The organism is Aestuariicoccus sp. MJ-SS9, from assembly GCF_032586235.1.
GTDB lineage: Bacteria > Pseudomonadota > Alphaproteobacteria > Rhodobacterales > Rhodobacteraceae > Aestuariicoccus.
Genome location: NZ_JAWHTD010000001.1, coordinates 148,006 through 170,134, shown reverse-complemented (window position 1 = coordinate 170,134; position 22,129 = coordinate 148,006). Strand labels below are relative to the sequence as shown.

23 protein-coding genes are annotated in these 22,129 nt (G+C 67.9%); 14 read left to right on the top strand and 9 right to left on the bottom strand.

Features of this window, described 5'->3' with window-relative positions:
- Positions 1-16: 16 nt before the first annotated feature.
- The gene (locus tag RXV88_RS00840) at positions 17-775 is read right to left on the bottom strand and encodes an SDR family oxidoreductase (RefSeq protein ID WP_316289813.1); all 759 of its coding nucleotides are present in this window, start codon (positions 773-775) and stop codon (positions 17-19) included.
- Between the two features lie 116 nt (positions 776-891).
- Here RXV88_RS00840 and RXV88_RS00835 point away from each other — a divergent pair, with 116 nt between their 5' ends.
- Genes RXV88_RS00835 through denD form a run of 4 tightly spaced genes read left to right on the top strand, consistent with a single transcriptional unit; the run spans position 892 to position 4,440 of the window.
- Positions 892-1,923 carry an L-idonate 5-dehydrogenase gene (locus RXV88_RS00835; RefSeq protein WP_316289811.1) on the top strand — a complete coding sequence of 344 codons (1,032 nt, stop codon included), beginning with the start codon at positions 892-894 and terminating at the stop codon, positions 1,921-1,923.
- Complete coding sequence (locus tag RXV88_RS00830; RefSeq protein ID WP_316289810.1) at positions 1,923-2,519, top strand: LysE family translocator; 597 nt, start codon at positions 1,923-1,925, stop codon at positions 2,517-2,519. The genes RXV88_RS00835 and RXV88_RS00830 overlap by 1 nt, the downstream gene beginning before the upstream one ends.
- A 47-nt stretch (positions 2,520-2,566) precedes the next feature.
- Entirely contained in the window at positions 2,567-3,487 is a 921-nt protein-coding gene (locus RXV88_RS00825) for a sugar kinase (protein ID WP_316289809.1), read from the top strand.
- Positions 3,484-4,440 (top strand): D-erythronate dehydrogenase, encoded by a 957-nt coding sequence (gene denD / locus RXV88_RS00820; protein ID WP_316289807.1) that lies wholly within the window; start codon positions 3,484-3,486, stop codon positions 4,438-4,440. Before RXV88_RS00825 ends, denD begins: the two co-directional genes overlap by 4 nt.
- A gap of 27 nt (positions 4,441-4,467) precedes the next feature.
- On the opposite strand, the gene RXV88_RS00815 is transcribed toward denD, so the two are convergent.
- Positions 4,468-5,406 (bottom strand): 2-hydroxyacid dehydrogenase, encoded by a 939-nt coding sequence (locus tag RXV88_RS00815; protein ID WP_316289806.1) that lies wholly within the window; start codon positions 5,404-5,406, stop codon positions 4,468-4,470.
- Between the two features lie 133 nt (positions 5,407-5,539).
- Between RXV88_RS00815 and RXV88_RS00810 the strand changes: the two genes are divergently transcribed.
- The 7 genes from RXV88_RS00810 (at position 5,540) to RXV88_RS00780 (ending at position 14,134) form a co-directional block, all read left to right on the top strand.
- Positions 5,540-6,244, top strand: coding sequence for a GntR family transcriptional regulator (locus RXV88_RS00810; protein ID WP_316289805.1), 705 nt, complete (start codon positions 5,540-5,542; stop codon positions 6,242-6,244).
- Complete coding sequence (locus RXV88_RS00805) at positions 6,234-7,142, top strand: dihydrodipicolinate synthase family protein (protein ID WP_316289804.1); 909 nt, start codon at positions 6,234-6,236, stop codon at positions 7,140-7,142. The genes RXV88_RS00810 and RXV88_RS00805 overlap by 11 nt, the downstream gene beginning before the upstream one ends.
- Positions 7,143-7,236: 94 nt before the next feature.
- Entirely contained in the window at positions 7,237-8,727 is a 1,491-nt protein-coding gene (locus RXV88_RS00800) for an aldehyde dehydrogenase (protein ID WP_316289803.1), read from the top strand.
- 37 nt (positions 8,728-8,764) lie between these two features.
- Entirely contained in the window at positions 8,765-9,529 is a 765-nt protein-coding gene (locus RXV88_RS00795) for an NAD(P)-binding domain-containing protein (protein WP_316289801.1), read from the top strand.
- Positions 9,526-11,076 (top strand): trimethylamine methyltransferase family protein, encoded by a 1,551-nt coding sequence (locus tag RXV88_RS00790; RefSeq protein WP_316289800.1) that lies wholly within the window; start codon positions 9,526-9,528, stop codon positions 11,074-11,076. Before RXV88_RS00795 ends, RXV88_RS00790 begins: the two co-directional genes overlap by 4 nt.
- Positions 11,077-11,078: 2 nt before the next feature.
- The gene (locus tag RXV88_RS00785) at positions 11,079-12,410 is read left to right on the top strand and encodes an FAD-binding oxidoreductase (protein WP_316289798.1); all 1,332 of its coding nucleotides are present in this window, start codon (positions 11,079-11,081) and stop codon (positions 12,408-12,410) included.
- Between the two features lie 119 nt (positions 12,411-12,529).
- The gene (locus tag RXV88_RS00780) at positions 12,530-14,134 is read left to right on the top strand and encodes a B12-binding domain-containing radical SAM protein (protein ID WP_316289797.1); all 1,605 of its coding nucleotides are present in this window, start codon (positions 12,530-12,532) and stop codon (positions 14,132-14,134) included.
- On the opposite strand, the gene RXV88_RS00775 is transcribed toward RXV88_RS00780, so the two are convergent.
- Positions 14,122-15,141 carry a sulfotransferase gene (locus RXV88_RS00775; protein ID WP_316289795.1) on the bottom strand — a complete coding sequence of 340 codons (1,020 nt, stop codon included), beginning with the start codon at positions 15,139-15,141 and terminating at the stop codon, positions 14,122-14,124. The genes RXV88_RS00780 and RXV88_RS00775 overlap by 13 nt on opposite strands.
- The gene (locus RXV88_RS00770; protein ID WP_316289793.1) at positions 15,138-16,247 is read right to left on the bottom strand and encodes a DegT/DnrJ/EryC1/StrS family aminotransferase; all 1,110 of its coding nucleotides are present in this window, start codon (positions 16,245-16,247) and stop codon (positions 15,138-15,140) included. Before RXV88_RS00770 ends, RXV88_RS00775 begins: the two co-directional genes overlap by 4 nt.
- 59 nt (positions 16,248-16,306) lie before the next feature.
- Here RXV88_RS00770 and RXV88_RS00765 point away from each other — a divergent pair, with 59 nt between their 5' ends.
- Both RXV88_RS00765 and RXV88_RS00760 read left to right on the top strand, forming a co-directional pair.
- Positions 16,307-16,975, top strand: coding sequence for a hypothetical protein (locus RXV88_RS00765; RefSeq protein ID WP_316289792.1), 669 nt, complete (start codon positions 16,307-16,309; stop codon positions 16,973-16,975).
- A 31-nt stretch (positions 16,976-17,006) separates the two neighbouring features.
- The gene (locus RXV88_RS00760) at positions 17,007-17,804 is read left to right on the top strand and encodes a hypothetical protein (protein WP_316289790.1); all 798 of its coding nucleotides are present in this window, start codon (positions 17,007-17,009) and stop codon (positions 17,802-17,804) included.
- Positions 17,805-17,813: 9 nt separating this feature from the next.
- Here the strand turns inward: RXV88_RS00760 and RXV88_RS00755 are convergent, their stop codons facing one another.
- The gene (locus tag RXV88_RS00755) at positions 17,814-18,410 is read right to left on the bottom strand and encodes a hypothetical protein (RefSeq protein ID WP_316289788.1); all 597 of its coding nucleotides are present in this window, start codon (positions 18,408-18,410) and stop codon (positions 17,814-17,816) included.
- 42 nt (positions 18,411-18,452) lie between these two features.
- The gene (locus RXV88_RS00750) at positions 18,453-18,785 is read right to left on the bottom strand and encodes a glycosyltransferase family 2 protein (protein ID WP_316289786.1); all 333 of its coding nucleotides are present in this window, start codon (positions 18,783-18,785) and stop codon (positions 18,453-18,455) included.
- Between the two features lie 36 nt (positions 18,786-18,821).
- Here RXV88_RS00750 and RXV88_RS00745 point away from each other — a divergent pair, with 36 nt between their 5' ends.
- Positions 18,822-19,523 (top strand): WbqC family protein, encoded by a 702-nt coding sequence (locus RXV88_RS00745; RefSeq protein WP_316289783.1) that lies wholly within the window; start codon positions 18,822-18,824, stop codon positions 19,521-19,523.
- An 11-nt stretch (positions 19,524-19,534) separates the two neighbouring features.
- Here RXV88_RS00745 and RXV88_RS00740 read toward each other — a convergent pair whose 3' ends face one another.
- The 3 genes from RXV88_RS00740 to RXV88_RS00730 all read right to left on the bottom strand — a co-directional run bounded on the left by RXV88_RS00740 (position 19,535) and on the right by RXV88_RS00730 (position 22,070).
- On the bottom strand, positions 19,535-20,446 hold the full coding sequence (locus tag RXV88_RS00740) for a hypothetical protein (RefSeq protein WP_316289781.1): 912 nt from the start codon (positions 20,444-20,446) through the stop codon (positions 19,535-19,537).
- Positions 20,443-21,411 carry a hypothetical protein gene (locus RXV88_RS00735; RefSeq protein WP_316289779.1) on the bottom strand — a complete coding sequence of 323 codons (969 nt, stop codon included), beginning with the start codon at positions 21,409-21,411 and terminating at the stop codon, positions 20,443-20,445. The genes RXV88_RS00740 and RXV88_RS00735 overlap by 4 nt, the downstream gene beginning before the upstream one ends.
- Positions 21,412-21,557: 146 nt before the next feature.
- Entirely contained in the window at positions 21,558-22,070 is a 513-nt protein-coding gene (locus RXV88_RS00730; protein WP_316289777.1) for a phage tail protein, read from the bottom strand.
- Positions 22,071-22,129 lie beyond the last annotated feature (59 nt).

Below are 22,129 nucleotides of genomic sequence, written 5' to 3'. Positions count from 1 at the left end.
CTCCCTCGATGACGTCTCAAAGACTTGCGGTGATGCCGCCGTCGACGAACAGCGTCTGCCCGTTGACGAAGGTCGATGCGTCGGACGACAGGAACACCGCCGCGCCGACCAGTTCCTCGACCCGGCCCCAGCGGCCCTGCGGGGTGCGCTTTTCCAGCCATTCGGAAAACGCCGGATCGGCCACCAGGGCGGCGTTGAGCGGCGTGTCGAAATAGCCCGGCGCGATGGCGTTGCAGTTCAGGCCCAGCCGCGCCCAGTCGGTGGCCATGCCCTTGGTCAGGTTGGCCACCGCGCCCTTGGACGCCGTGTAGGGCGCGATGCCGGGCCGCGCCAAAGCGGTCTGAACCGAAGCGATGTTGATGATCCGCCCCGCGCCGCGTTCGATCATGTGCCGCGCGACCGCCTTGGCCACGTAGAAGACCGAATTCACGTTGGTCCGCATCAGCCGGTCAAAGGCGTCCTCGGGGAATTCGTGCAGCGGGGTGCGGTGCTGCATCCCGGCGTTGTTGACCAGAATGTCGATCTGGTGCGTGCGCTCGTAGCCGTCGATGGCCGCCTTGACCTCTGCCGGATCGGTCACGTCGAACGACAGGGTGTCCACCTCCAGCCCCTCGTCGCGCAGGCCCTCGGCCACAGCGTCGAGCCGATCCAGATTGCGCGCGTTCAGCACCAGCCGCGCGCCCGCCTGCCCCAACCCGCGCGCCAGCGCCAGGCCGATGCCCATGGACGAGCCCGTCACAAGGGCCGTGCGCCCGGTCAGATCGAATAATTGCATGATACCTCCCCAGGATGGCGCCGCCCGTTGACATTCCGGTCCAAGATCGCCTTGATAAAAATGGTATACCATTTGCGGGCCGATTGCCAAGCGCCCCACCCGCCAAGGAGAGGCCGATGCTCGCGCTTTATGCCCATGCCGCCCGTGACCTGCGTCTTCAGGATGTGACGATCGCCGATCCCGGCCCCGGAGAGGTCCGGATCCGGCTGGCGCGCGGCGGGATCTGCGGGTCGGATCTGCATTATTACAACCACGGCGGCTTCGGCGCGGTGCGGCTGCGCGAACCGATGATCCTCGGGCACGAGGTCGCGGGCCATGTCACGGCCCTGGGCGACGGGGTGACGGGGCTTGAGCCCGGCGATCTGGTCGCGATCTCGCCGTCGCGGTCCTGCCGGGCCTGCGAGGAATGCCTGCGCGGTCTGCCCAACCAATGCCTGAACATGCGCTTTTACGGCTCGGCCATGCCGTTCCCGCATATCCAGGGGGCCTTCCGGCAGGAAATCGTCGCCGACGCGGCGCAATGCGTGCCCGCCGCGGGGCTGAGCCCGGCGCAGGCGGCGATGGCCGAACCGCTGGCGGTGACGCTGCACGCGGTGCGGCGGGCGGGCGAGCTGCTGGGCAAGACCGTGCTGGTCACCGGCTGCGGCCCGATCGGGGCGCTTGCCATTCTCGCCGCGCGGCGTGCCGGGGCGGGGCGGATCATTGCCACCGACATCGCCGACCGCGCGCTGGCCTTCGCCCGCGAGGCGGGCGCGGACGATACGCTCAACACCGCCACCATCCCCGACGCCCTGGCCCCGTTCACCGCCGGCAAGGGGCAGATCGACGTGCTTTTTGAATGTTCCGGCGCGCAGCCCGCTCTGGCGGGTGCGATCCCGGCGCTGAGGCCGCAAGGCACCATCGTGCAGCTTGGCCTGTCGGGCGACATGTCGCTGCCGATGATGCAGATCACCGCGAAAGAGCTGCACCTGATCGGGTCCTTCCGCTTTCACAGCGAATTCGCCACTGCCGTCACGCTGATGCAGAAGGGGCTGATCGTGGTCGACCCGCTGATCACGCATGATTTTCCGCTGGCCGAGTACCAGAGCGCCTTCGACACCGCCGCGGATCGCGCCAAGGCGATGAAAGTGCAGCTGGATTTCACCTGATGCTGACCTTCGCCGCCGCCGTCTTCCTGCTGATCGTGACGCCGGGCCCCGGCGTTCTGTCGACGGCGGGGGTGGGCGCGGCCTATGGGTTCCGCCCGGGCCTGTCCTATGTCACGGGGCTTTTCATCGGCACCAACCTGGTTTTGGCAGCGGTGATCACGGGGTTGGCCGCGGTGGTGCTGTCGGTCCCCGCCATCCGCTGGGTGCTGATGGCCGCATCGGTGGCCTATCTGCTTTACCTTGCCGCACGGATCGCCTTCGCCGGGGCGCGCATCGCCTTTATCGAGGCGAAATCCTCGCCCGGCATCGGCGCGGGCGTATTGCTGCAGACGATCAATCCCAAGGCCTATGCGGTCAACACCGCGCTGATCACCGGCTTCGGCTATGCGCCCGGCAATCTGGTCTTCGAGACGGTGACCAAGGTCATCATCATGAACGCGATCTGGATCCCGATCCATCTGGCCTGGCTCTGGGCCGGGGTGACGCTGCACCGGCTGAACCTGGCCGAGCGCACGCAGCGCGCCATCAACATGGCCATGGCAGCGGCGATGTTGGGGGTCGTGGCGCTGGCGCTCTTGTCGGCATTCGGAGGGTAGGATGCGGCGCGTCACCCCCATGACCCATTTGTCCGGAGACTGATCCCATGCCGTCCTTTCTCTCCATCGGCGAATGTATGGTCGAGCTGGCCCCGGCGAGCGGCGATCTCTACCGGCGCGGCTTTGCCGGGGATACGTTCAACACCGCTTGGTACGCGCGCCGCCTGCTGCCCGCCGAGTGGTCGGTCGCCTATGCCAGCTGCATCGGCACCGACGCGGTGTCGGACGAAATGACCGCCTTCATTGCCGCGCAGGGCATCGACACCGGCGCCCTGCGCCGCGTGGCCGACCGCACCGTCGGTCTCTACATGATCTCGCTCGACAAGGGCGAGCGCAGCTTTTCCTACTGGCGCGGACAATCGGCGGCCAAAACGCTGGCCGAGGATCCGGACTGGCTCGCAGGTGTTCTGGCGGGGCGGGATGTGATTCAGTTCTCTGGCATCACCCTGGCGATCCTGCCGCCCGAGGGCCGCGCCACACTTTGCGCCGCACTTGACGCGGCGCGCCGGTCGGGCGCGCATGTAGCTTTCGACACCAACCTGCGCCCCCGGCTCTGGGAAAGCCAGGACGCCATGCGCGCAGGGCTGCGCATGGGGGCCTCGGTCGCCGACACGGTGCTGCCATCGTTCGACGAAGAGATCGCCCTTTTCGGCGATGCCAGCGCCGAGGACACCATCGCGCGCTACCGCGACGCGGGCGCGTCGCGGGTCGCCGTCAAGGACGGCGGCGGTGCGCTGACGGTCTGGGACAAAGACATCGGCCCGGCGGTCTATCAGCCGCCCAAAGTGGCCGAGGTGGTCGACAGCACCGCCGCCGGCGACAGTTTTGGCGCGGCCTTCCTCTGCGGGCTGGCTTTGGGTCAGGGGCTCGACACGGCGGTCTGCGGCGCGATGGCGCTGGCGGCAAAGGTGATCCGGCATCGCGGCGCGCTGGTGCCGCAAATTTTCGAAACGGAGGACGACCGATGAATATTCTCATCCTCGGCGGCGGCGGCGTGATCGGCCAGAAACTGGGCCGCGCGCTGCTGCGGCGCGGGCATCTGCGCGGGCGGGACATCGCCTCGCTGACGCTGGCCGACGTGGTTGACCCGGCCCCTGTCGAAGGCGCGCGCAGCCTGACCTGCGACATCGCCGACCCGGCCTCGGTCGCCGCCGCGATCCCCGAGGGCACCGATGTGATCTTCCTGCTGGCCGCCATCGTCTCGGCCCACGCCGAAGAGGAGTTCGACGCGGGCATGTCGATCAACCTTATGGGCACGCTGAACGTTCTGAACCGCTGCCGGGCGCTCGGGACGAAACCGGTGGTCGTTTTCTCGTCGTCCATCGCCGTCTACGGCGGCGAGGTGCCGGATCCGATCCTGGACCATACGCTGCTCAATCCGCAGACCTCCTACGGCACGCAGAAGGCCATCGGCGAGCTGCTGCTGAACGACTTTTCACGCAAGGGCTTCGTCGATGGGCGGGGGTTCCGGCTGCCGACGATCTCGGTGCGGCCGGGCAAACCCAACCGCGCGGCCTCGAGCTTTATGTCATCGATCCTGCGCGAACCGCTCAACGGGCAAGAGGCGGTCTGCCCGGTGACCGAAGACTTCGCGCATTACTACCTGTCACCCCGCAGATGCGTCGAGAACCTGATCCTCGGGGCCGAATTGGCCGAGGCCGACCTGGGCCAGAACCGCAACATGATGATGCCGGGGCGGATGTGGACGATTGCACAGCTGATCGAGGCGATGACCGCGGTGGCGGGGCCGGAACCCGCGCGGCTGATCCGCTGGGAGCAACAGCCCGAGGTCGAGCGCATCGTCAAGGGCTGGCGGTTCGACCTGCGGCCCGAGAAATCCGTCAAGCTCGGCCTGAGCGCCGACGACAGTTTCGAGGACAACATCCGTTTCTACATCGAGGACGACCGGCCCCGGGCTTGACCCGGGACCCTCTGCCGGGCCCCCGCCTCAGTTCACCGGGGTCAGCAAGGGCGCGCCGGTCAGATGCGCCGCGATATTGTCGCGTTGCAGCTTGGCCATGGCGGCGCGGGTCTCGACCGTGCCGGAGCCCTGGTGCGGCTGGATCACCACGTTGGGCAGGTCGTAAAAGCGCGGGTCGATGTTCGGTTCGTTCAGAAACACGTCCAGCCCCGCGCCCGCCAGCCCGCCCGATTGCAGCGCGGCGATCAACGCCTCTTCGTCCACGCAGGACCCGCGTGAGATGTTCACCAGGATGCCGCGCGGGCCGAGGGCCGCAAGGACCTCGGCGCTGACGATATTGGCGGTGTCGGGCCCACCCACCAGGGCGACGATCAGATAGTCCACGGCCCCGGCCAGCGACACCGGGTCGGAATGGTAGGTCCAGCCGGGCGTGTCCTTTTCCGAGCGCGCGAAATAGTGGATGTCCATCTTGAACGCCGCCAGCCGGTCGGCGATCTCGCGTCCGATGCGGCCCAACCCGAGGATGCCCGCCCGGCCGCCGCTGATCTTGCGGTTGAGCGGGTATTCGCCCTTGGCCGCCCAATTGCCCGACCGCGCCCAGTCGGAGGCCTGGATCATCTGGCGCCCCTGCATGATCAGCATCGCCACCGCCAGGTCCGCCACGTCGTCGCTCAGCACATCGGGCGTGTTCGTCACCTTGATCCCGCGCGCATCCGCCGCCGCTACGTCGATCGCGTCATAGCCCACGCCGTAATTCGCAACGATCCCGAGCCCGGGCAGCAGGTCCATCTGCGCCGCGCCGAAGGGCGCATGGCCCTTGTAGGCCACGGCGCTGACCGCGTCGCGGCCCTCTTGCGCGGCGATCTCGTCCGGGCCGGAAAGGAAGACCGGCGCGAAGGTTTCCTGCAGCGCGGCGCGTTCCTCGGGGTTGAAGGGGCCGATGGCGAATACGTTTGAGGAGGTCATGCGAGGCCCTTTCGGAAAATGGTATACCATTCTTTCTTGTCGCAGAGGCACCGACAAGTCAACGGGGCCGGGATTGTTCTCAGTTGACTCCGAGTCCCTTTTGTATACACAGTGTACACAAAAAGGACTCTCCATGCCGACTTCCGCCAAGGACCTTTGTTTCGAAGACCTGCGCAGCCGCATTCTGTCGACCGATCTCGAACCGGGATCGGATCTGGACGAAAGTTCGCTGGCCGAGCGTTACGGCATCTCGCGCACCCCACTGCGCGAAGTGCTGCAACGGCTGGCCGGTCAAGGCTTTGTGCAGATCACGGGCAATCGCGGGGCCAAGGTGGCGTCGATGGACATCGGCACGATGCGGACCTTCTTTCAGACCGCGCCGATGGTCTATGCCAATGTGGCCCGGCTGGCGGCCGAGAATCGCACCACGGCGCAACTCGACGCGCTGAAAGCGGCGCAGCGCGCCTTTGCCGCCGCCACACGCGCCGCCGATCCTAACCAGATCGCGCTGGCCAACCACCGGTTCCACGCGATCACCGTGGACATGGCCAGCAACCCCTATCTGGCGGCGGCGATGGAGCGTTTGCTGATCGACCATACGCGGCTCAGCCAGACGTTCTACCGGCCCGCTTCGGACACCGAAAAGGCGCTGATCGCCAAGGCCTCGGAACAGCACGACGCCATCATCGCCGCCATCGAGGCGCGAGAGGGCGCGCTGGCCATCGAATTGACCCTGCAGCACTGGGACCTGTCGCGCGACCGGCTGGAGCGGTTCGTCCGCCCCGATCCGCTGCCCGTCGACGTGCTGTCGTTCAAGGACCGGAAACATGCGCTTTGAGGGCATCTATACCCCGCTGGTGACCCCCTATCATGCGGATTTCACGCTGAACGAGGACGCACTGGCCGAAACCGTCGAGCTGCTGGTCGGTGCGGGGGTGCATGGCATCATCGTCGCCGGTACGACCGGCGAATACTACGCCCAGACCGGTGACGAACGGATCGACATGATGGACCGCGTGGCAAAGCTGATCGCGGGCCGTGTGCCGATGATCGTGGGCACCGGCGCGATCCGGACCGAGGACAGCGTGATCTATGCCCAGGCCGCGAAGGCCGCCGGGGCGGATGCGCTGCTGGTGGCCACGCCGCCCTATGCCTATCCCACGGGCCGCGAGATCGCGCTGCATGCGCTGGCGGTGGACCGGGCGGCGAACCTGCCGGTGATGCTGTATAACTACCCCGGGCGGATGTCGGTGAACATGGATGAGGACTGCCTCGACCGGCTGGGGCGCAGCCCGAATTTCTGCGCTATCAAGGAAAGCTCGGGCGATCCGAACCGGCTGCACATGCTGGCGCGCGATTATCCGCATATCGCGCTGAGCTGCGGGATGGACGACCAGGCGCTGGAGTTCTTTGCCTGGGGCGCGCGGTCCTGGGTCTGCGCGGGGTCGAATTTCGCGCCCGAGGCGCATATCGCGCTCTACCGCGCCTGCGCGCTCGACGGCGATTTCGCCCGGGGCCGCGCGATCATGTCGGCGATGTTGCCGCTGATGCGGGTGCTGGAACAGGGCGGGGCCTTCGTGCAGTCGATCAAGTTCGGGCTGAGCCTGCGCGGCATCGACGCGGGCCCGCCGCGCAGGCCGTTGCAGCCACTGACCAAGGAGGCGCGGCGCGAGCTGGCCGAGGTGATCGGCACGATGAACCGCGCCATCGCCGCGATCCCGGGGGCGTTGCCATGACCTTGGTTTGCCGCCTTCGCTTTCCCGGCCCCCGCGTCGGGACCTCTGCCCCTTCCTTGAGGCCCCGGATCAGCTCCGGGGTGGGAGAAACCGCATGACAGACCTGCTGACCCGCGCCGAATATGCCGCCATCGCCGCCGGGCTCGACCTGCCCCGCGCGCCCTTCATCGACGGCCGGTTCCGGACCGGCAGCGGCCCGGCGATGCCGGTGCTGAACCCCGCCACCGGGGACGTGGTGACCGAGCTGTCGACCGCCAGCGCGGCAGACGTCGACCTGGCCGTCGCGCGGGCCCGCACGGCCTTCGACAGCGGTGCGTGGAGGACCACGCACCCTACGGCGCGCAAGGACGTGTTGATCCGGCTCTGCAAGCTGATGACCCGCCACCGCCGCGACCTGGCGGTCATGGAGAGCCTCGATGCGGGCAAGCCAATCCGCGACTGCGAATTGATCGACCTGCCCGAGGCGATCCATTGCATCAGGTGGCACGCCGAGGCCGCCGACAAGATCTATGACCAGACCGCGCCCGTGGGCGACGGCGCCATGGCGATGATCGTCCGCGAGCCCATCGGCGTCGTGGCCGCGATCCTGCCTTGGAACTTCCCGCTCTTGATGCTGGCCTGGAAGATCGGCCCGGCGCTGGCGGCGGGCTGTTCGGTGATCGTGAAACCGGCCGAGGAGACCTCGTTGACCGCGCTCAGGGTCGCCGAACTGGCGCATGAGGCGGGCCTGCCGCGCGGTGTGTTGCAGGTGCTGCCCGGCGATGGGCCGTCGGTGGGCGAGCCGCTGGGACGGCACATGGACGTGGACATGGTCAGCTTTACCGGCTCGACCGAAACCGGCCGCCGGTTCCTGCGCTATGCCGCCGACAGCAACCTCAAGAAGGTGGTGCTGGAATGCGGCGGCAAGAACCCGGCGGTGGTGCTGTCGGATGCCGAGAACCTCGATCACGTCGCCGAACATGTGGTCAACGGCGCGTTCTGGAACGCCGGGCAGAATTGCTCGGCCACCTCACGGCTGATCGTGCACCGCGACGTGAAGGATGCGCTGCTGGCGCGCATAACGGCGCGGCTGCGCGACTGGCGCACGGGCGACCCTCTCGACCCCGCCAACCACATCGGCGCGCTGGTGTCCGGGGCGCATTGCGCCAAAGTCCGGGGCTTTTTGAGCGGCCACGCGCTGGCCGGGGGCGAGATGGACGGGCCCTTCCTGCCCCCGACGATCTACGAGATCGCCGCCGACGAACCCCGCGCCCGGGACGAAATCTTTGGCCCGGTGCTGAGCGTGATCACCGTCGCCACCGACGACGCGGCGATCGAGCTGGCCAACGACACGGCCTATGGGTTAAGCGCGTCGGTGTTTTCCGCCAACGGCCGTTCCGCCCTGCGCGCCGCGCGGGCGATCCGGGCCGGCACGGTGACGGTCAATTGCTACGGCGAGGGCGACATCACAACGCCCTTCGGCGGCTACCGCCAGTCGGGTTTCGGCGGGCGCGACAACGGGTTGCACGCCCATGACCAATACACCGAGCTCAAGACGATCTGGGTCGATCTGAGCGATCCGCGCGACGGGGACCGGGTCGGATGAGGGCGCGCGGAACAGGCCCCGTAGCCGGGGGCGCGTCATGACCGCCGTCGGCTTCATCGGCACCGGCCATATCGCCGCGCCGATGGCGCGGGCGCTGGTGCGCAAGGGCCACAGGGTCACGGTGTCGGACCGCAACGCCACGGTTGCGGCGACCCTCGTGGAGGCCGGGCTGGGCATCGACGTTGCGCCCAATCAGGGCGTGATCGACGCGTCAGAGACGGTGTTCCTCTGCCTGCGCCCGGCGGTCTGGGGTGCGGCGCTCGACGGCCTGACCTGGCGCGAGGACCAGCGGATCGTCTCTGTCATGGCGGGACCGACCCTGGCCGAGATCGCCGCCGCCTGCGCCCCGGTCACGCGGATCGGCGCGACCATTCCCTACGGCTTCATCGAAGCGGGCGGCTGCCCGTTGCCGGTGGCGGGCGACCCGGCGGCGCTGCAGGCGCTCTTTGGCGACGACAACCCCGTTCTGCCTCTGGCGGAGGAAGCCGCACTTGCCAGCCTCTTCGCCGCCTCGGCCCTCGTGTCGGGCGTGCTGGCGATGCTGGAGGAGGCCAGCGGCTGGCTGGCGGACAGAACCGGCGACGCGGATGCCGCAGAGGTCTACGTCGCCAACCTGGTGTCCGGCGTGCTCACCAACCTGCCGAAATCCGCCGCGGGCCAGCTGGCGTCTGAAAAGGCCGCACTGGCCACGCCAAACACCCTTAACCGGCAGATGGTCGACGGGCTGACAGAGGCCGGGAGCCTGGCACCCCTGCCGGGCATCCTCGAACGCATCGCCGCAAGTATGGAGCGCAAGCCGTGACCGTCGCCGCCATCGGACCCGCCCGCCGCGGACGGGGCGCGCGCAAGGCCCAGCGCCAAACCCGCGATATCACGATGCTGCCCGCGCTGCGGCGCAGGCTGCCGCTGGTCGAGCCGATGGACGCGGGCCAGATCGCCCGCATCGACGGCGCTTCGATGGCCATTCTGGAGGATGTGGGCGTCGTCTTTCGCGACGCGATCGCGCTGCAGGACTGGCGCCGCGCGGGCGCGGATGTGCGCGGCGAGCGGGTTCACCTGGACCGTTGGCTGGTGCGCGAGCTGATCGCGACGATCCCCGCGTCCTTCACCTACCACGCGCGCAACCCGGCCAATAACCTGCCTTTCGGCAACGATCACAGCATCTTTGTGCCGATGACCGGCGCGCCGTTCCTGCGCGATCTGAACGACGTACGGCGCAATCCGACGCTGGCGGATCTGGCCGATTTCCACAAGCTGAGCCACATGCTGCCCAGCCTGCATTCCTCGGCCCATCACATCGTCGAACCCTACGATCACCCGATCAGTCAGCGGCATCTGCGCATCACCTATTCGTCGATCAAACATTCCGACAAGACCTTCATGGGCATGACCACCAGCCCGAAGAACGCCGAGGACGTGATGGAGATGTGCGCGCTGCTTTTCGGGGCGGAGTTTATGGAGACGCACGCCGTCTGCACCGGCAACATAAACGGCAATTCGCCGCTGGTCTGGGACGAGACGATGCTGGGCGCGCTGCGCGCCTTTTCGCGCCGCAACCAGCCGGTGCTGTGCTCGCCCTTCGTGCTGGGCGGGGCCAACACGCCCGCGTCGGTCGCACCCGCGGTGGCGCAGCTCAATGCCGAGGCGCTGAGCGCGCTGGCCTATACCCAGGTGGTGCGGCGCGGCGCGCCCGCGATCTACGGCCATTACCTGTCGACGGTGTCGATGAAATCCGGCGCGCCGATGGCCGGCACGCCCGAGATAAGCCTGATGAACTTCATGATCGGCCAGATGGCGCGGTTCTACGGCGTGCCGTGGCGGTCCTCGAACACGCTGGGCGGGGCCAAGACATTTGACGCGCAGGCGGGTTACGAATCGGCCATGACGCTGAATGCGGTGCTGATGGCGGGGGCCAATTATATTTGGCATTCGGCGGGCTGGAACGAGGCGGGGATGCATTGCTCGATGGCCAAGTTCGTCGTCGATGCAGAGATGTGCGCGATGGGCTACCGCATGGCCGAAGGCATCCGCTGGGACGATTTCGAAGAGGGCCTTCAGGCGGTGCGCGACGTGGGCCCCGGCGGGCATTACCTGGGCCATCCGCACACGCTGGAAAACTTCCAGCGGGCGTTCTTCATGCCCGAGCTCTTCGACAACAACTCTATCGAGCAATGGCAGGCCGAAGGATCGGTCGAGATCACCGAACGCGCGCTGACCCACGCCCGCACGCTGCTGCGGTCCTACGAGGAACCCGGGCTGGACCCGGCCGTGGACGAGGCGCTGCGCGATTTCATCGCCCGGCGCGAGCGCGAGATCCCGGCGGCGGATGCGCTCAATCAGGAGTATTGAACATGCGCGGGATCAGGCCGCCGGTCGATCCGGGCCCCGCGGGCTGGGCGCGGCTCTTGCCCGACCCCGATCCGCCGACCCCGCTCGAGCGCGCCGCCACTGCCGACTGGCTGGTGATCGGCGCGGGCTTTGCCGGGCTGGCGGCGGCACGACGGCTGTCGCAGCTTTGCCCCGGCGACCGGATCGCGGTGCTCGAGGCGCATCGGGTGGCGGACGGACCGGCGGGGCGTAATTCGGGTTTCATGATAGACCTGCCGCACGACCTGGCGTCCGAGAATTACGCCGGCGCGGTTGAGGCCGACCTTGCACAGATCGCCGACAACCGCCACGCCATCGCCTTTGCCGCCAGGATGGCCGAGGCTTTTGACATCGGCCCCGAAGGTTTTGCCCGGACCGGCAAGATCAATGCCGCGGCGACCGCGAAGGGCGCCCGGCACAACGCAGATTTCGCGCGGCACCTCGCGGCCCTGGGCGAACCTTGCGAGCGGCTCGACGCCGCCGACATGCACACGCTGACCGGCACGCGCTTTTACCGGGAGGGGCTTTTCACCCCCGGTACCGCCATGATCCAGCCCGCGCTTTTCGTGCGCGGGGTGGCGCGGGGGCTGCGTTCGAACCGCATCGCGATTCACGAACTCAGCCCCGTCACCGCGCTGGAGCGGAAGGGCGATTGGGTCGCCACCACCCCGCGCGGATCGGTCACCGCGCCGCGTGTGATCCTGGCGGTCAACGGGCATCTGGAACGCTTCGGCCACATGCGCGGGCGGCTGATGCATGTGTTCACCTATGCCTCGATGACCCGAGCGCTGACCGCGGACGAGACCAAGCACCTGGGCGGCGCGCCGGTCTGGGGGCTGACCCCGGCCGATCCGCTGGGCACCACGGTGCGGCGTATTTCCGGCACCGGCGGTGACCGGATCGTGGTCCGCAACAGGTTCACCTATGAGCCCGGTCTTGAGGTGTCCGACGCCCGGCTGGCGCGGATCTGCCGGGCGCACGACCGGTCCTTCGCGGCGCGGTTTCCCATGCTGGCGGGTGTGGGAATGGAGTATCGCTGGGGCGGCAGGCTCTGCCTGAGCCGCAACAACGTGCAGGTGATCGGCGCGCTGGAACCCGGGCTGTGGTCGGCCTGCTGCCAGAACGGGCTGGGCACCGCCAAGGGCACGCTGGCGGGGCTGTTGGCGGCAGAGGCGGCGGCGGGCGTCGGCAGCCCGGCGCTGAGCCGCGCGCTGGCCGCCGCGCCCCCGGCCCGCCTGCCGCCCCGCCCGCTGATACGGGCCGGAGCTGCGGCGCGCCTGCGCTGGGGAGAATGGACGGCGGGGCGCGAGCTTTAGCGCCTGCCGGGCGCGTTCCGCCCCGGGGCTGGACATGCCACCACGATCCGATACGGTGCAATCGAAACGTGTTTCCCTGACTGAAAATTATCGCAATCCTAACTGGACCAAGCCCTGCCATGAAGCCTTTGCGTATCTGCCTGATCAACCCACGGGTGCCCGCCTCGTATTGGGGGATGGAGCACGCGGTGTCGGTCATGTCGCGCACGCGCCAGTCCTACATGGTGCCCGGCGCCCTGCCCGCCCTGGCCGCTCTGGTGCCCGAGGAACACGAGGTCGTGCTGCTGGACGAAAACGTCGAGGAAATCGAAATCGCCGCGCTCAGCCGCTTCGACGTGATCGGCGTGACCGGGATGATCGTGCAGCGCGAGCGGATGTTCGAGCTGCTCGGCCTGTTGCGGGATCTGCCCGCGCGGGTCATTCTCGGCGGGCCTTACGTCACGGTCGAGGAGCAGAGGTTCGAGGGCCTCTGCGACACCCGCTTCATCGGCGAGGCGGACACCACCTGGCCTGCCTATCTTGACGATCTGGCCCACGGCCGCCCGGTCGCGGAGCGTTACGAACAGGCGAACCGCACCGACATGGAGGCGGTTCCCGCCCCGCGCTACGACGCGCTGCGGCGCGGCGGCTACCGGGTTGCGTCGCTGCAATTCTCGCGGGGCTGCCCGTTCCTCTGCGAATTCTGCGACATCATCACCATCTTCGGGCGCAAACCGCGCACCAAACGGCCCGAGCAGATGCTGCGCGAGGTCGAGGCGATCCGCGCCGCGGGGTTCGACACCTGCTTTCTGGTCGACGACAACTTCATCGGCAACAAGAAGAAGGACCGCGAGTTTCTGCTGGCGCTCAAGGCCTGGCAAGAGGCCAACGGCTATCCAATCGGCTTCACCACCGAGGCCAGCATCAACCTCGCGGACGACCCCGAGTTCATCGGGCTGATGGTCGACGTGGGCTTTCGCGAGGTGTTCATCGGGATCGAGTCGCCAAGGCCCGAATCGCTGGCCGAAACGCGCAAGGTGCAGAACACGCGCGGCGGCGATCTGGGGGACAAGGTGCGCATCGTCCGCGACCACGGGCTGACGGTGCAGGCCGGGTTCATCGTGGGGTTCGACAACGACGACGCCCGGATCTTCGACGAACAGTTCCGGTTCATTCAGGACACAGGCATCGCCAAGGCCGCGATCGCACTGCTGACGCCGATCCCCTCGACGCCTCTGTACGACCGGCTGAAGGCGGAAGGGCGGCTCGATCTGTCGAACGACCTGCTGATCTTCGCGCCCCGGCAGATGGACCGTGGCACGCTGCTGAAAGGCTACCGCGCGCTGCTGCACCGGCTTTACGACCCCGAGACCTATTTCGCGCGCCTGCTGGACGGCTACGCCGCCTCGCCCGGGTTCCGGCAGCGGCGCGGCGCGCTGAACCGCAAAATCACCGCCACGCGGCAGCGCGCGGGCCTGCCCGCGCTGGCGGCGGCAGGCCCGGCGATGCGGTTCGCGCGGGCGCTCTTGCCCACGGTGCAGGGGCGCGCGCTGATGGCGGCCTATTGGCGCGCCTGGCGGCGCAACCGCGCCCTGCCGGGCGGGATCGCCATTCCGTTTGCGTCTTTCCTGGGGCTCTGCATCGAGCATCGGCATTTCTACCTGATGGCGCATACCGACGACACCAATTACATCGGCCAGTCGCGCACCCGCGCCGCGGCTCCGGCGCTGGCTCAGACCGGATAGCCCAGACCGGCGAGCGGCAGACCGGTGAGGTCGGCCAGCCGCCGCATGTGCGGCGCCAGGCTTTCCGTCAGCCGCGCCTGCAATGCGGGCGGGCAGGTCAGATCAGGCGGCGCGATCTCGAGCCCCTCTTGCCGCGCACATGCGAGGATGTCCGCCTCGGGGCGGTACATGAGCTGGTGGCGCTTTGTCGCCTCGGCGACGTAACCGGGCACCGGCGCGCCCTCTTGCGCATAAAGCTCGGGCAGGCGATGCCCGCCGAGACGGCGGAGATGCGGCCCGCCCAACGCAAAGCACCAGTGCCGGTTCAGCGCCAGCATCGCCCCCAGCGCCAGCGGCGACGGGCGGGCATGCAGCGCGCCCTCGTTGCCCAGCGGCAGACGCGTCACGCCGAGAAAGTCGCTGATCGCATCCGCCGCCCCTTGCGGCGAGGCGCGCAGGGTTTCGTAAGGCAGGGTCAGGATATTGTCGCCCCCCACCAGCGCGGCATAGCTGTCGTGGATGCGGTCGAAGAGGAAATTGGCGTAAAAGCCGATGTCGCGGTCCAGAACCGCATGGACGCACCATTCGTCGAAGCCCTGGGTCAGGCCGCCTTCGCGCACGTAGGTCGCATAAAGCGACGTCATCCACGACAGGGGTTCGCGCACCATGAAGACGACCCGCGTTCCGCTGCCCAGCGCGCCGACGGCGCGGGCGGCGCGGTCGTCCAGCGACAGGCGGCCCTGCACCATGTTGGTCAAAAGCTCCATCGAAATGCCGATGGCGCGGGCCCCGCGCCTCTCGGCCTTGTCCCGGTGCGCGTCGATCATCCGGCGCCGCGCCGCGCCGTCATACTGATAAGGCGGCAGATCGGTCAGGTCCGAGAACAGGAACAGCCGCATGTCGAAGGGCATCTCCATCGGGCGTCTGGATTTTCCCAGGTGGTAGAGCTCGGGATGCACCGGAAAATACCGGTGCTGCAGAAAGGTCGAGCCGCATTTGGGCAACCCGATGTGAAGGTAGGAGATCACGGCAGGGCCTCGATGATGCGGGTGGCCTCTGCGGCGGTCATGTCGGGAAAAGCGGGCAGGCCCAGAAGCCGCCCGGCCAGATCGCGGGCGACGGTCAGGTCGTCGCTGGGCAGGTGCCTGTGCGCGGGGTGATCCTGAATGCCGCTGCCGTACCAGAACCGCGTACCGATCTGGGCGGCGGCCAGCGCCTTTTGCGCCGCCTGCGCCGCGGCGGCGGTCGGCGCTTGGTAAAGCGCATAGCACCCCGCGACATCCGGGCAGGTCCAGAGCCGGCCCTCGCGCGGGCGGCGGCGCCATTGCGCCTGCAAGAGCGCGCCCGTGCGCCGATGCGCCGCGCGCTTCTTGGCCCAGCCGTCGAGCTCGGCCAGGGCGACGGCGGCGTGGTATTCGGACATCTTGCCGTTGGTGGCCAAAAGCTCGGCCTGCCGGGTGTTGAGAAAGCCATGGTTGATGGCCTGGAACGCGCCCCTGGCCTTGTCCGGATCGGCGGCGATGACCAACCCGCCCTCGCCGCTGGCGAAGGCCTTTGTGGCGTGCAGGCTGACCGCGATCATGAGAGACGGCGGAAATTCCCGCCCCGGCGCGGTGAGCCATTCGAACCCGGCGGCGGCATCGACGACAACGGCGATGCCGGTTTGCTGCGCGAACCGGTCCCAGGCCGCAAGGTCGATCCGGCGGCCGAACGGCACCACGGGCACCACCATCCGCACCTCGGACAGGCGCGGATGGGACATCAGCCGCTCTGGACAGAGCGCGCCCGTCCGGGGCGACACATCGGCGAAATGCGGCGCGAAACCGGCCAGCCGGGCCGCCGCGGCCGTCGCGACGAAACCGAACCCCGGCATCAGGCAAAGCGGGCGGGTTTCCTTGAGTCCCGACGCGACCGTAAGCATCGCCCCGATCAGCGCCGCCGTGCCGCTGGCGCAGGCCAGCACGCGCTGGCCGGGCAGTCCCGTCATCGCCTCCAGCCGCTGCTCCAGCTCGACCTGAAGCGCGCCGCGGTTTGCGTAGACGCGGCTTTCGTCGATGCGCCGCAGATAGGGCATCAGCCGGTCGGCTGTCGGCAACCGAGGGCGCGCCACGGGTAGCCACGGGATGTCTGCCAAGATAGGCTCCTTGATATTAGCAACCCGGACGGCGCGTCTGTCCCGAAGGATTACACGACATGGATGTGATTGTCTTTGGCGTCGGACAACTTGCAGAGGTCGTCGGCCATTACCTGGACAATCATAGCGATCTTACCGTGGCAGGCTATACGGTCGATCCGGATTTTCTGCCGACAGAGCCGGAATTCAGGGGCAAGCCGGTCGTCCCCTGGGACCGCATTGCGCAGGACTTCCCGCCCGACCGTTACCAGCTGATCGGGCCGGTCAGCTATCGCGACAACAACCGCTTTCGCCGCGACCGTTATCTGGAGGGCAAGGCGATGGGCTATCGCTTTGCCAGCTTCATCCACCCCACCGCACAGGTCGAAACCCCGCATGTGGGCGAGAACAGCGTCATTCTGGAGGAATGCACGGTTCAGCCGTTCTCTCGTCTGGGCGTTTGCAGCATCCTGTGGAGCAAGGTGCACATCGGCCACCATGCCCGGATCGGCGATTATTGCTTTATGGCGTCCTTCTGCGGGATCGCCGGCAATGTCCGGGTGGGCGATTGCGTGTTCTTCGGCGGCATGTCGGGTGTCACCGACAACCTGACGGTGGGCTCGGATTGCATCGTCGGCGCGGATACGGTTGTGACGCGGGATCTGGCCGACGGCGCGCTGGCCGCCGCGCGCGGGATACGGGTGATCGAAGGCGGCGCGCGCCGTTTCGGCAAGAGACTGTTGGGATGAGGCGCGGCGCGGCAATCATGAGAGGGCTGGCATGATCCCGGAATACTTCGGCAGCGACACCCAGAAAGCGCTGCAATACCGCGCCTGGCAACTCTGGACGCTCTTGCGCGACGATCCCCGCTTTTATTGCCACGGACGCGGTGTCGGCCTGGCCGACTGGAACAGCGGCGACATCCGCGAACAAAAGGCGCTGGCGCGCCTTCAGGGCATCGGCGCGGTCGAGGGCGTCCCGGATCCGGAGGACCATTGCGCCCGGCTGGAGACCCGGGGGCTGCGGACCGACCGGTTCAACCGGTGGCAAAGCGGGCCCGATGTTCTGGATATCGCCCGTTCGGTGCGCAACGCACGTCCGCTCCCGCCCGATCTGACGGTGCAGGCAACCGGCTCGGACACTCCTGCCGACGAGATGGCCGGGCTCGATGCGCTGACGCAGGGCTGCGGCGTTCTGCTGCCGATGGGGGCCTTTCTGCGCGGCCACGACCGCCCGACGGTCTGCCTTTATGCCAGCGATGGCGCGGGGCGCATCGTCGGGGCGGCGGCCAGCATCGCGCAGTTCCACCCGGACCATCCCAAGGGCGGCACTGCATGGTGGGGTATGCTGTCGACCGACGAAAGCCGGCGCGGAGAGAGGATCGCGCTGATCCTCGGGGCGATGGCGATGCTCGAGATGAACGCGCGCTTCGGCTTTGCGACCTTCTCCACCGGCATCCGCGAGGGCAACGCCCCGTCCGAGGCGCTTTGCACCAAACTTGGATTGCGGCCGACCGGCGACGCGGTGGTGATCGCCATCGACCCTGCGACCTTCGCCGCCGACCGCGTGACCAAATAGCGGGTTTTCTCAGGCCGGACCGTCGCCGCCGGCGGCGCGGTGCCAGCCAAGTTCGGCCAGATCGCGCCGCTCGGACCCGGGACGCCCGCCACGCAGCGCGGGCCAGAGCGCGGGGCCCACGGCGATCCGCCCCTGCGCGACAAGCGTCTCGAATTCCGCAGGGCTTGGCATCTGCTTTGCGAATTCGGCGGTCACCGCGTCCTCGCCGCGTTTCGAAAGATTGCCCCAATGCGCCCATTGCCAGGCCCGGCTTTCGCGCCCGAGGGTGTCCTCGACCTTGCGGATGAACCCCGCCTTGCGCATGAACCGCGCCTCATCGGTGAACCACAAATGCAGAACCGCCAGCTTGTCGGTGGGTTCGCTCTGCATTTTCGTGCCGTCCGCATAGGTGCCCGCGTGCCCGCCCCGTGCAAAACCGTGCAGCCTGTCGGCGCGCAGCAGCGGTTTGGCGAGCACCGCCGTGAAATTCAGCGGCAACCGGCCCGCACCTTTCCGCCACAACAGCTGCCCCTCGAAGGGGGCCACCATCACGGCGATCTCGTCGAACCGGCGGTCGCGCACCAATATATCCGGCGCGGGCCCGCCCGGCACGCGGATCGCATTCACGCGGGTGACGGTAATCTGATCGGCGCTCGCGGCCTGGCAGACCTATTGCAGGGTCGCGCCGTCGGTCAGCCAGAATTCGTCCGCATCCAGCCGCAGCACCCAGTCGGGATCGAACCGCGCGCGCATCCGCGCGATCATCTCGCGGCCGAAGGCGATCGGATCGGGCGGATTGGGGCCATAGACCTGATCGTGATCCAGAAAGACGATGTCGAACCGCGGATCGCCCACATAAGCGCGCAGGGCCTCGGCGGTGCCGTCGTGCGAGGCGGCATCGACGATGACAAAGCCATCGACACCCAGCGCCAAGGTATGTGAAATGACCGCGTCGATCAGCGCGACCTCGTTTCCGACCTGCATATAGGCCACGATCTTCATGCCTCTGCCTTGTCCTTGCCGCCCTGCTGCCCGCCGATGCTAGGCGACACGCGCGGGGAATACGAGCCTCGGGCGCGCCGGGTTGCGGTGATGCAGCCCTATTTTCTGCCTTATGCCGGGTACTTCCGGCTCTTTGCCGCGGCGGATGTCTTCGTGATCCTGGACGACGTGCAATTTCCGCGTCGTGGGCGGGTGCACCGCTGTCAGGTGCCCGCGCCGGGCGGGGGCGAGCGGTGGCTGACCCTGGCGGTGCAAAAGGCCCCGCGCGACGCCCTGATCCGCGACATGCAACTGGCCCCGGACTCAGGCGCGCGGCTTATGGCGAATAGCGCAGGGCTGCCGGCGCTCGACCGGACTGACACGGCGCTGCGCCGGGAACTGCGCGCGCTGATCGAGGACCCGGGGCGCGACCTGACCGCCTTTCTGGAACGGACCCTGCGCCGGGTCTGCGCGGGCCTGCGCCTGACGCCCGAGATCCTCCGCAGCTCGGCGCTGACAAAGCCCGAAGGGCTGACGGGCCAGGACCGGATCGTGGAAATCGTCCGCCAGATGGGCGGGACCTGTTACGTCAACGCGCCGGGCGGGCGGGCGCTGTACGATCCGGCGCGTTTCGCCGCCGCCGGGGTGGCGCTGCGGTTCCTGCCGCCCTACCGGGGGCGGTTTCCGCATCTGCTGCCCGCGCTCTTCACCGATGATATCGAGACGATCCGGGCAGACATCCTCGGCCAGATCGACTGACCTTTCGGGGGTCATGCTGCGGCGGCCCCCTCGGGGATCATCGACAGGTCATAGCCCATGCCGGTATAGGCCGCGCGCAGCTGGGCTGTGTCGAAAAAGGTCTGAAACGCGCTGCGCTGCCAGTCCGACCAGCGCGCCCACTTGGCGCGCGGGCCCTGGTCGCGGCCACCGCCCGCATGGGCATTGATCCGGTCGGGCAGCGCCCGCGCCGCCACCGGATCGGCACCGATCCGCGTCAGCAGGTCCGCGCGGGTCTGGCTGTCGCCGGTGACATCCTCGCTGCGCAGGGTGCCCGCCCAGTCGACCCAGTCCTTCCCCCGCACCTCGGGAACGGCGCGCTGATCGGCGGCCAGCCCCTCGAGCGCGAGACAGGCCCCGAAAAAGCTGATGACCTCCGGATCGCCGGGGAAAAGATCATGGCGCGCGGCCAGCGTCTCGATCGTCTGAAGGTGGCCCGACACCAACCGCCCGGCGGTCCACCAGGCCTCATGCAGGTCGATGCGCATCGACTGCCGCAGCAGTCCATGCGCCGAATGCACCACGTCCACGGGATGCCGCACCAGGTTGAAGACAACGATGGGTGCGGCCCTGTCGCCCGGATCGAGCCCCGGAAGATCGCGCAGGCGAAAGCTGTGCACCGCGCCGCGGATCGGTCGGTCGGATGCGGCGCGCAAATCGCCGAACACCTGCGACAGCGGACGCGCGCCGCGCTGTTGCGCGCCGCGCCGCACCTGCTGCGCCAGCGCCAGCAGGCCGGCCATGCCCTTTTCGGCGCGGATGGCGTCGATGTCATAGGTTTCGGCCCCGCTGACGGGCTGCATCTGGCTGCCGTGGACGCAGTGGACCTTTGGATGCGTGTGCAGAAAGGCCGCCAGCCAGGCGCTGGCGCTGACCCCGTGGCTGGCGATCAGGAAGTCGGTCATCGCGCCGTCACCCGTTCCGCATAGCCGACGCCGCCGCGTCCATAGCCATCGCCGCAGTAGAACATGACCGTCCGCCCGGGCGTCGCGGCAACCGTAGGGTAGCATTGCATCTGCCCGTCGAAATCGCCCGGCGCGGGGGGCGGCGCGAACCGATGCGCCGCGTCCTGCCGCCGCCAGTGCACCAGATCGGACGAGGTGGCATAGCCGATGCGGTAGCGACGCAGTTCGGGGCGCTTTGGGTCGTATTTGCGGCGGGTGCAGTACCACATCTCGTACCCCTCGGCCGCCAAGCGCACACAAGGCCGGGTGATGCCAGTCTCTTCAGGGCTGGCAAAGGCGATCGCCGGGGCCGGATCGGCGACCCAGGCCGTGCCGTCGTCTGACGTGGCATGACCGATCTGGTAGGTCGGTTCGGGGTAGGGTTTCACGTCCTCGCGCCACCCGGCCCCCTGCGCGAACCACATGTGATAGCGACCGCCGATGCGCTGGATATCCGCGCCGACGGCGAAGAGATGCGGCGACGGGCCGTAGAACGGCGCGATCTCGGGGCAGCGGCGCCAGCTACGCCCGTCGTCGTCGCTGCGCAGAAAGCCGATCCCGGCGTCGTAGGCCGGCATCCTCAGCCTCAGGCCCGTGGCCGCCATCGTCAGGCCGGCGTCGGTCTGAAAGACGCAGGACGGTCCGATCCCGTCGGCGTCGTAATCGCCCTGCCCCGCGCCAGAGCTGTCGATCACCTCGCCGCAGTCGAGAACCCGCATGGCGCGCGTCGGGTCGAGATCGGCAAAGACCATCCGGCCCACATTCTCTTCGCCCCGCGCGGCGAGGTAGAGCCGCCAGCGGTCGGGGGCCAGCCGGTGAACCGTTGGAAACTGGAACTTGAGCGCATGTCCCCGCGCGTCACGCAGCGGTATGTCGATGCGCCCCTTGAGGGTCCAAAGCGACGTGTAGTCCCCATGATCGGTCATTCGGCGTGCCTGTGGTGGCCAGGATAACGCCGGGCTCGGGGCCCGGCCCTGTCAGCGTTAGCGCCTCTGCGCGCGGCTGTCGAAACGAAAACGGGAGGCGCTGCCGCCCCCCGTTGCCTGTCTGTCCGGACAACCCCGACACAGGATCAGCTGCGCGACGGGAAAAGGCCCTGCATGCAAATCACGTAGTTGATGCCGAGGCTCGGCTGCATATTGTTGTGCGACTGGTTGCCGCCGGTGTCCGTGGTGGCCATCATATTGCCGTTTGCGGCGTTGTTGTAGAGGTTGAAAGTCTGGTTGCCTTCGTCCGCGTTGACGGCGTTGATCGGCGTCTGTTCGTTGCCTGCACCGCTTTGTGCGCGCGGAAAGTGGTTGTGCGAGGGCATTTCCGCCAGCGTCAGAGTCACGTTTTCCTGCCCCAGACGCTCGCCCAGACGGCGCGTCGTCAGCCCCGGACCGGTGCCGGGGTGGATCGGCACACAGCCGCGCAGATCGGGCAGCGCAAAAGTGTTCCGCCCGTCACCGCCGTAGGTTGTTCCGAGGATGCTGAACAGCGCCGAATTTTCCGCAACTGACACCAACTGCCCGTCGCAGAATGCCCAGCTTCTTGGCGCAAAATTGCCCGCGAACAAAATTATCGTTCCGATAGTACCTTCCATAAGTCTCTCTCCTTAGTGAACAAATTATACCTATACGCGAGCATTCTTAGAGGGAATTT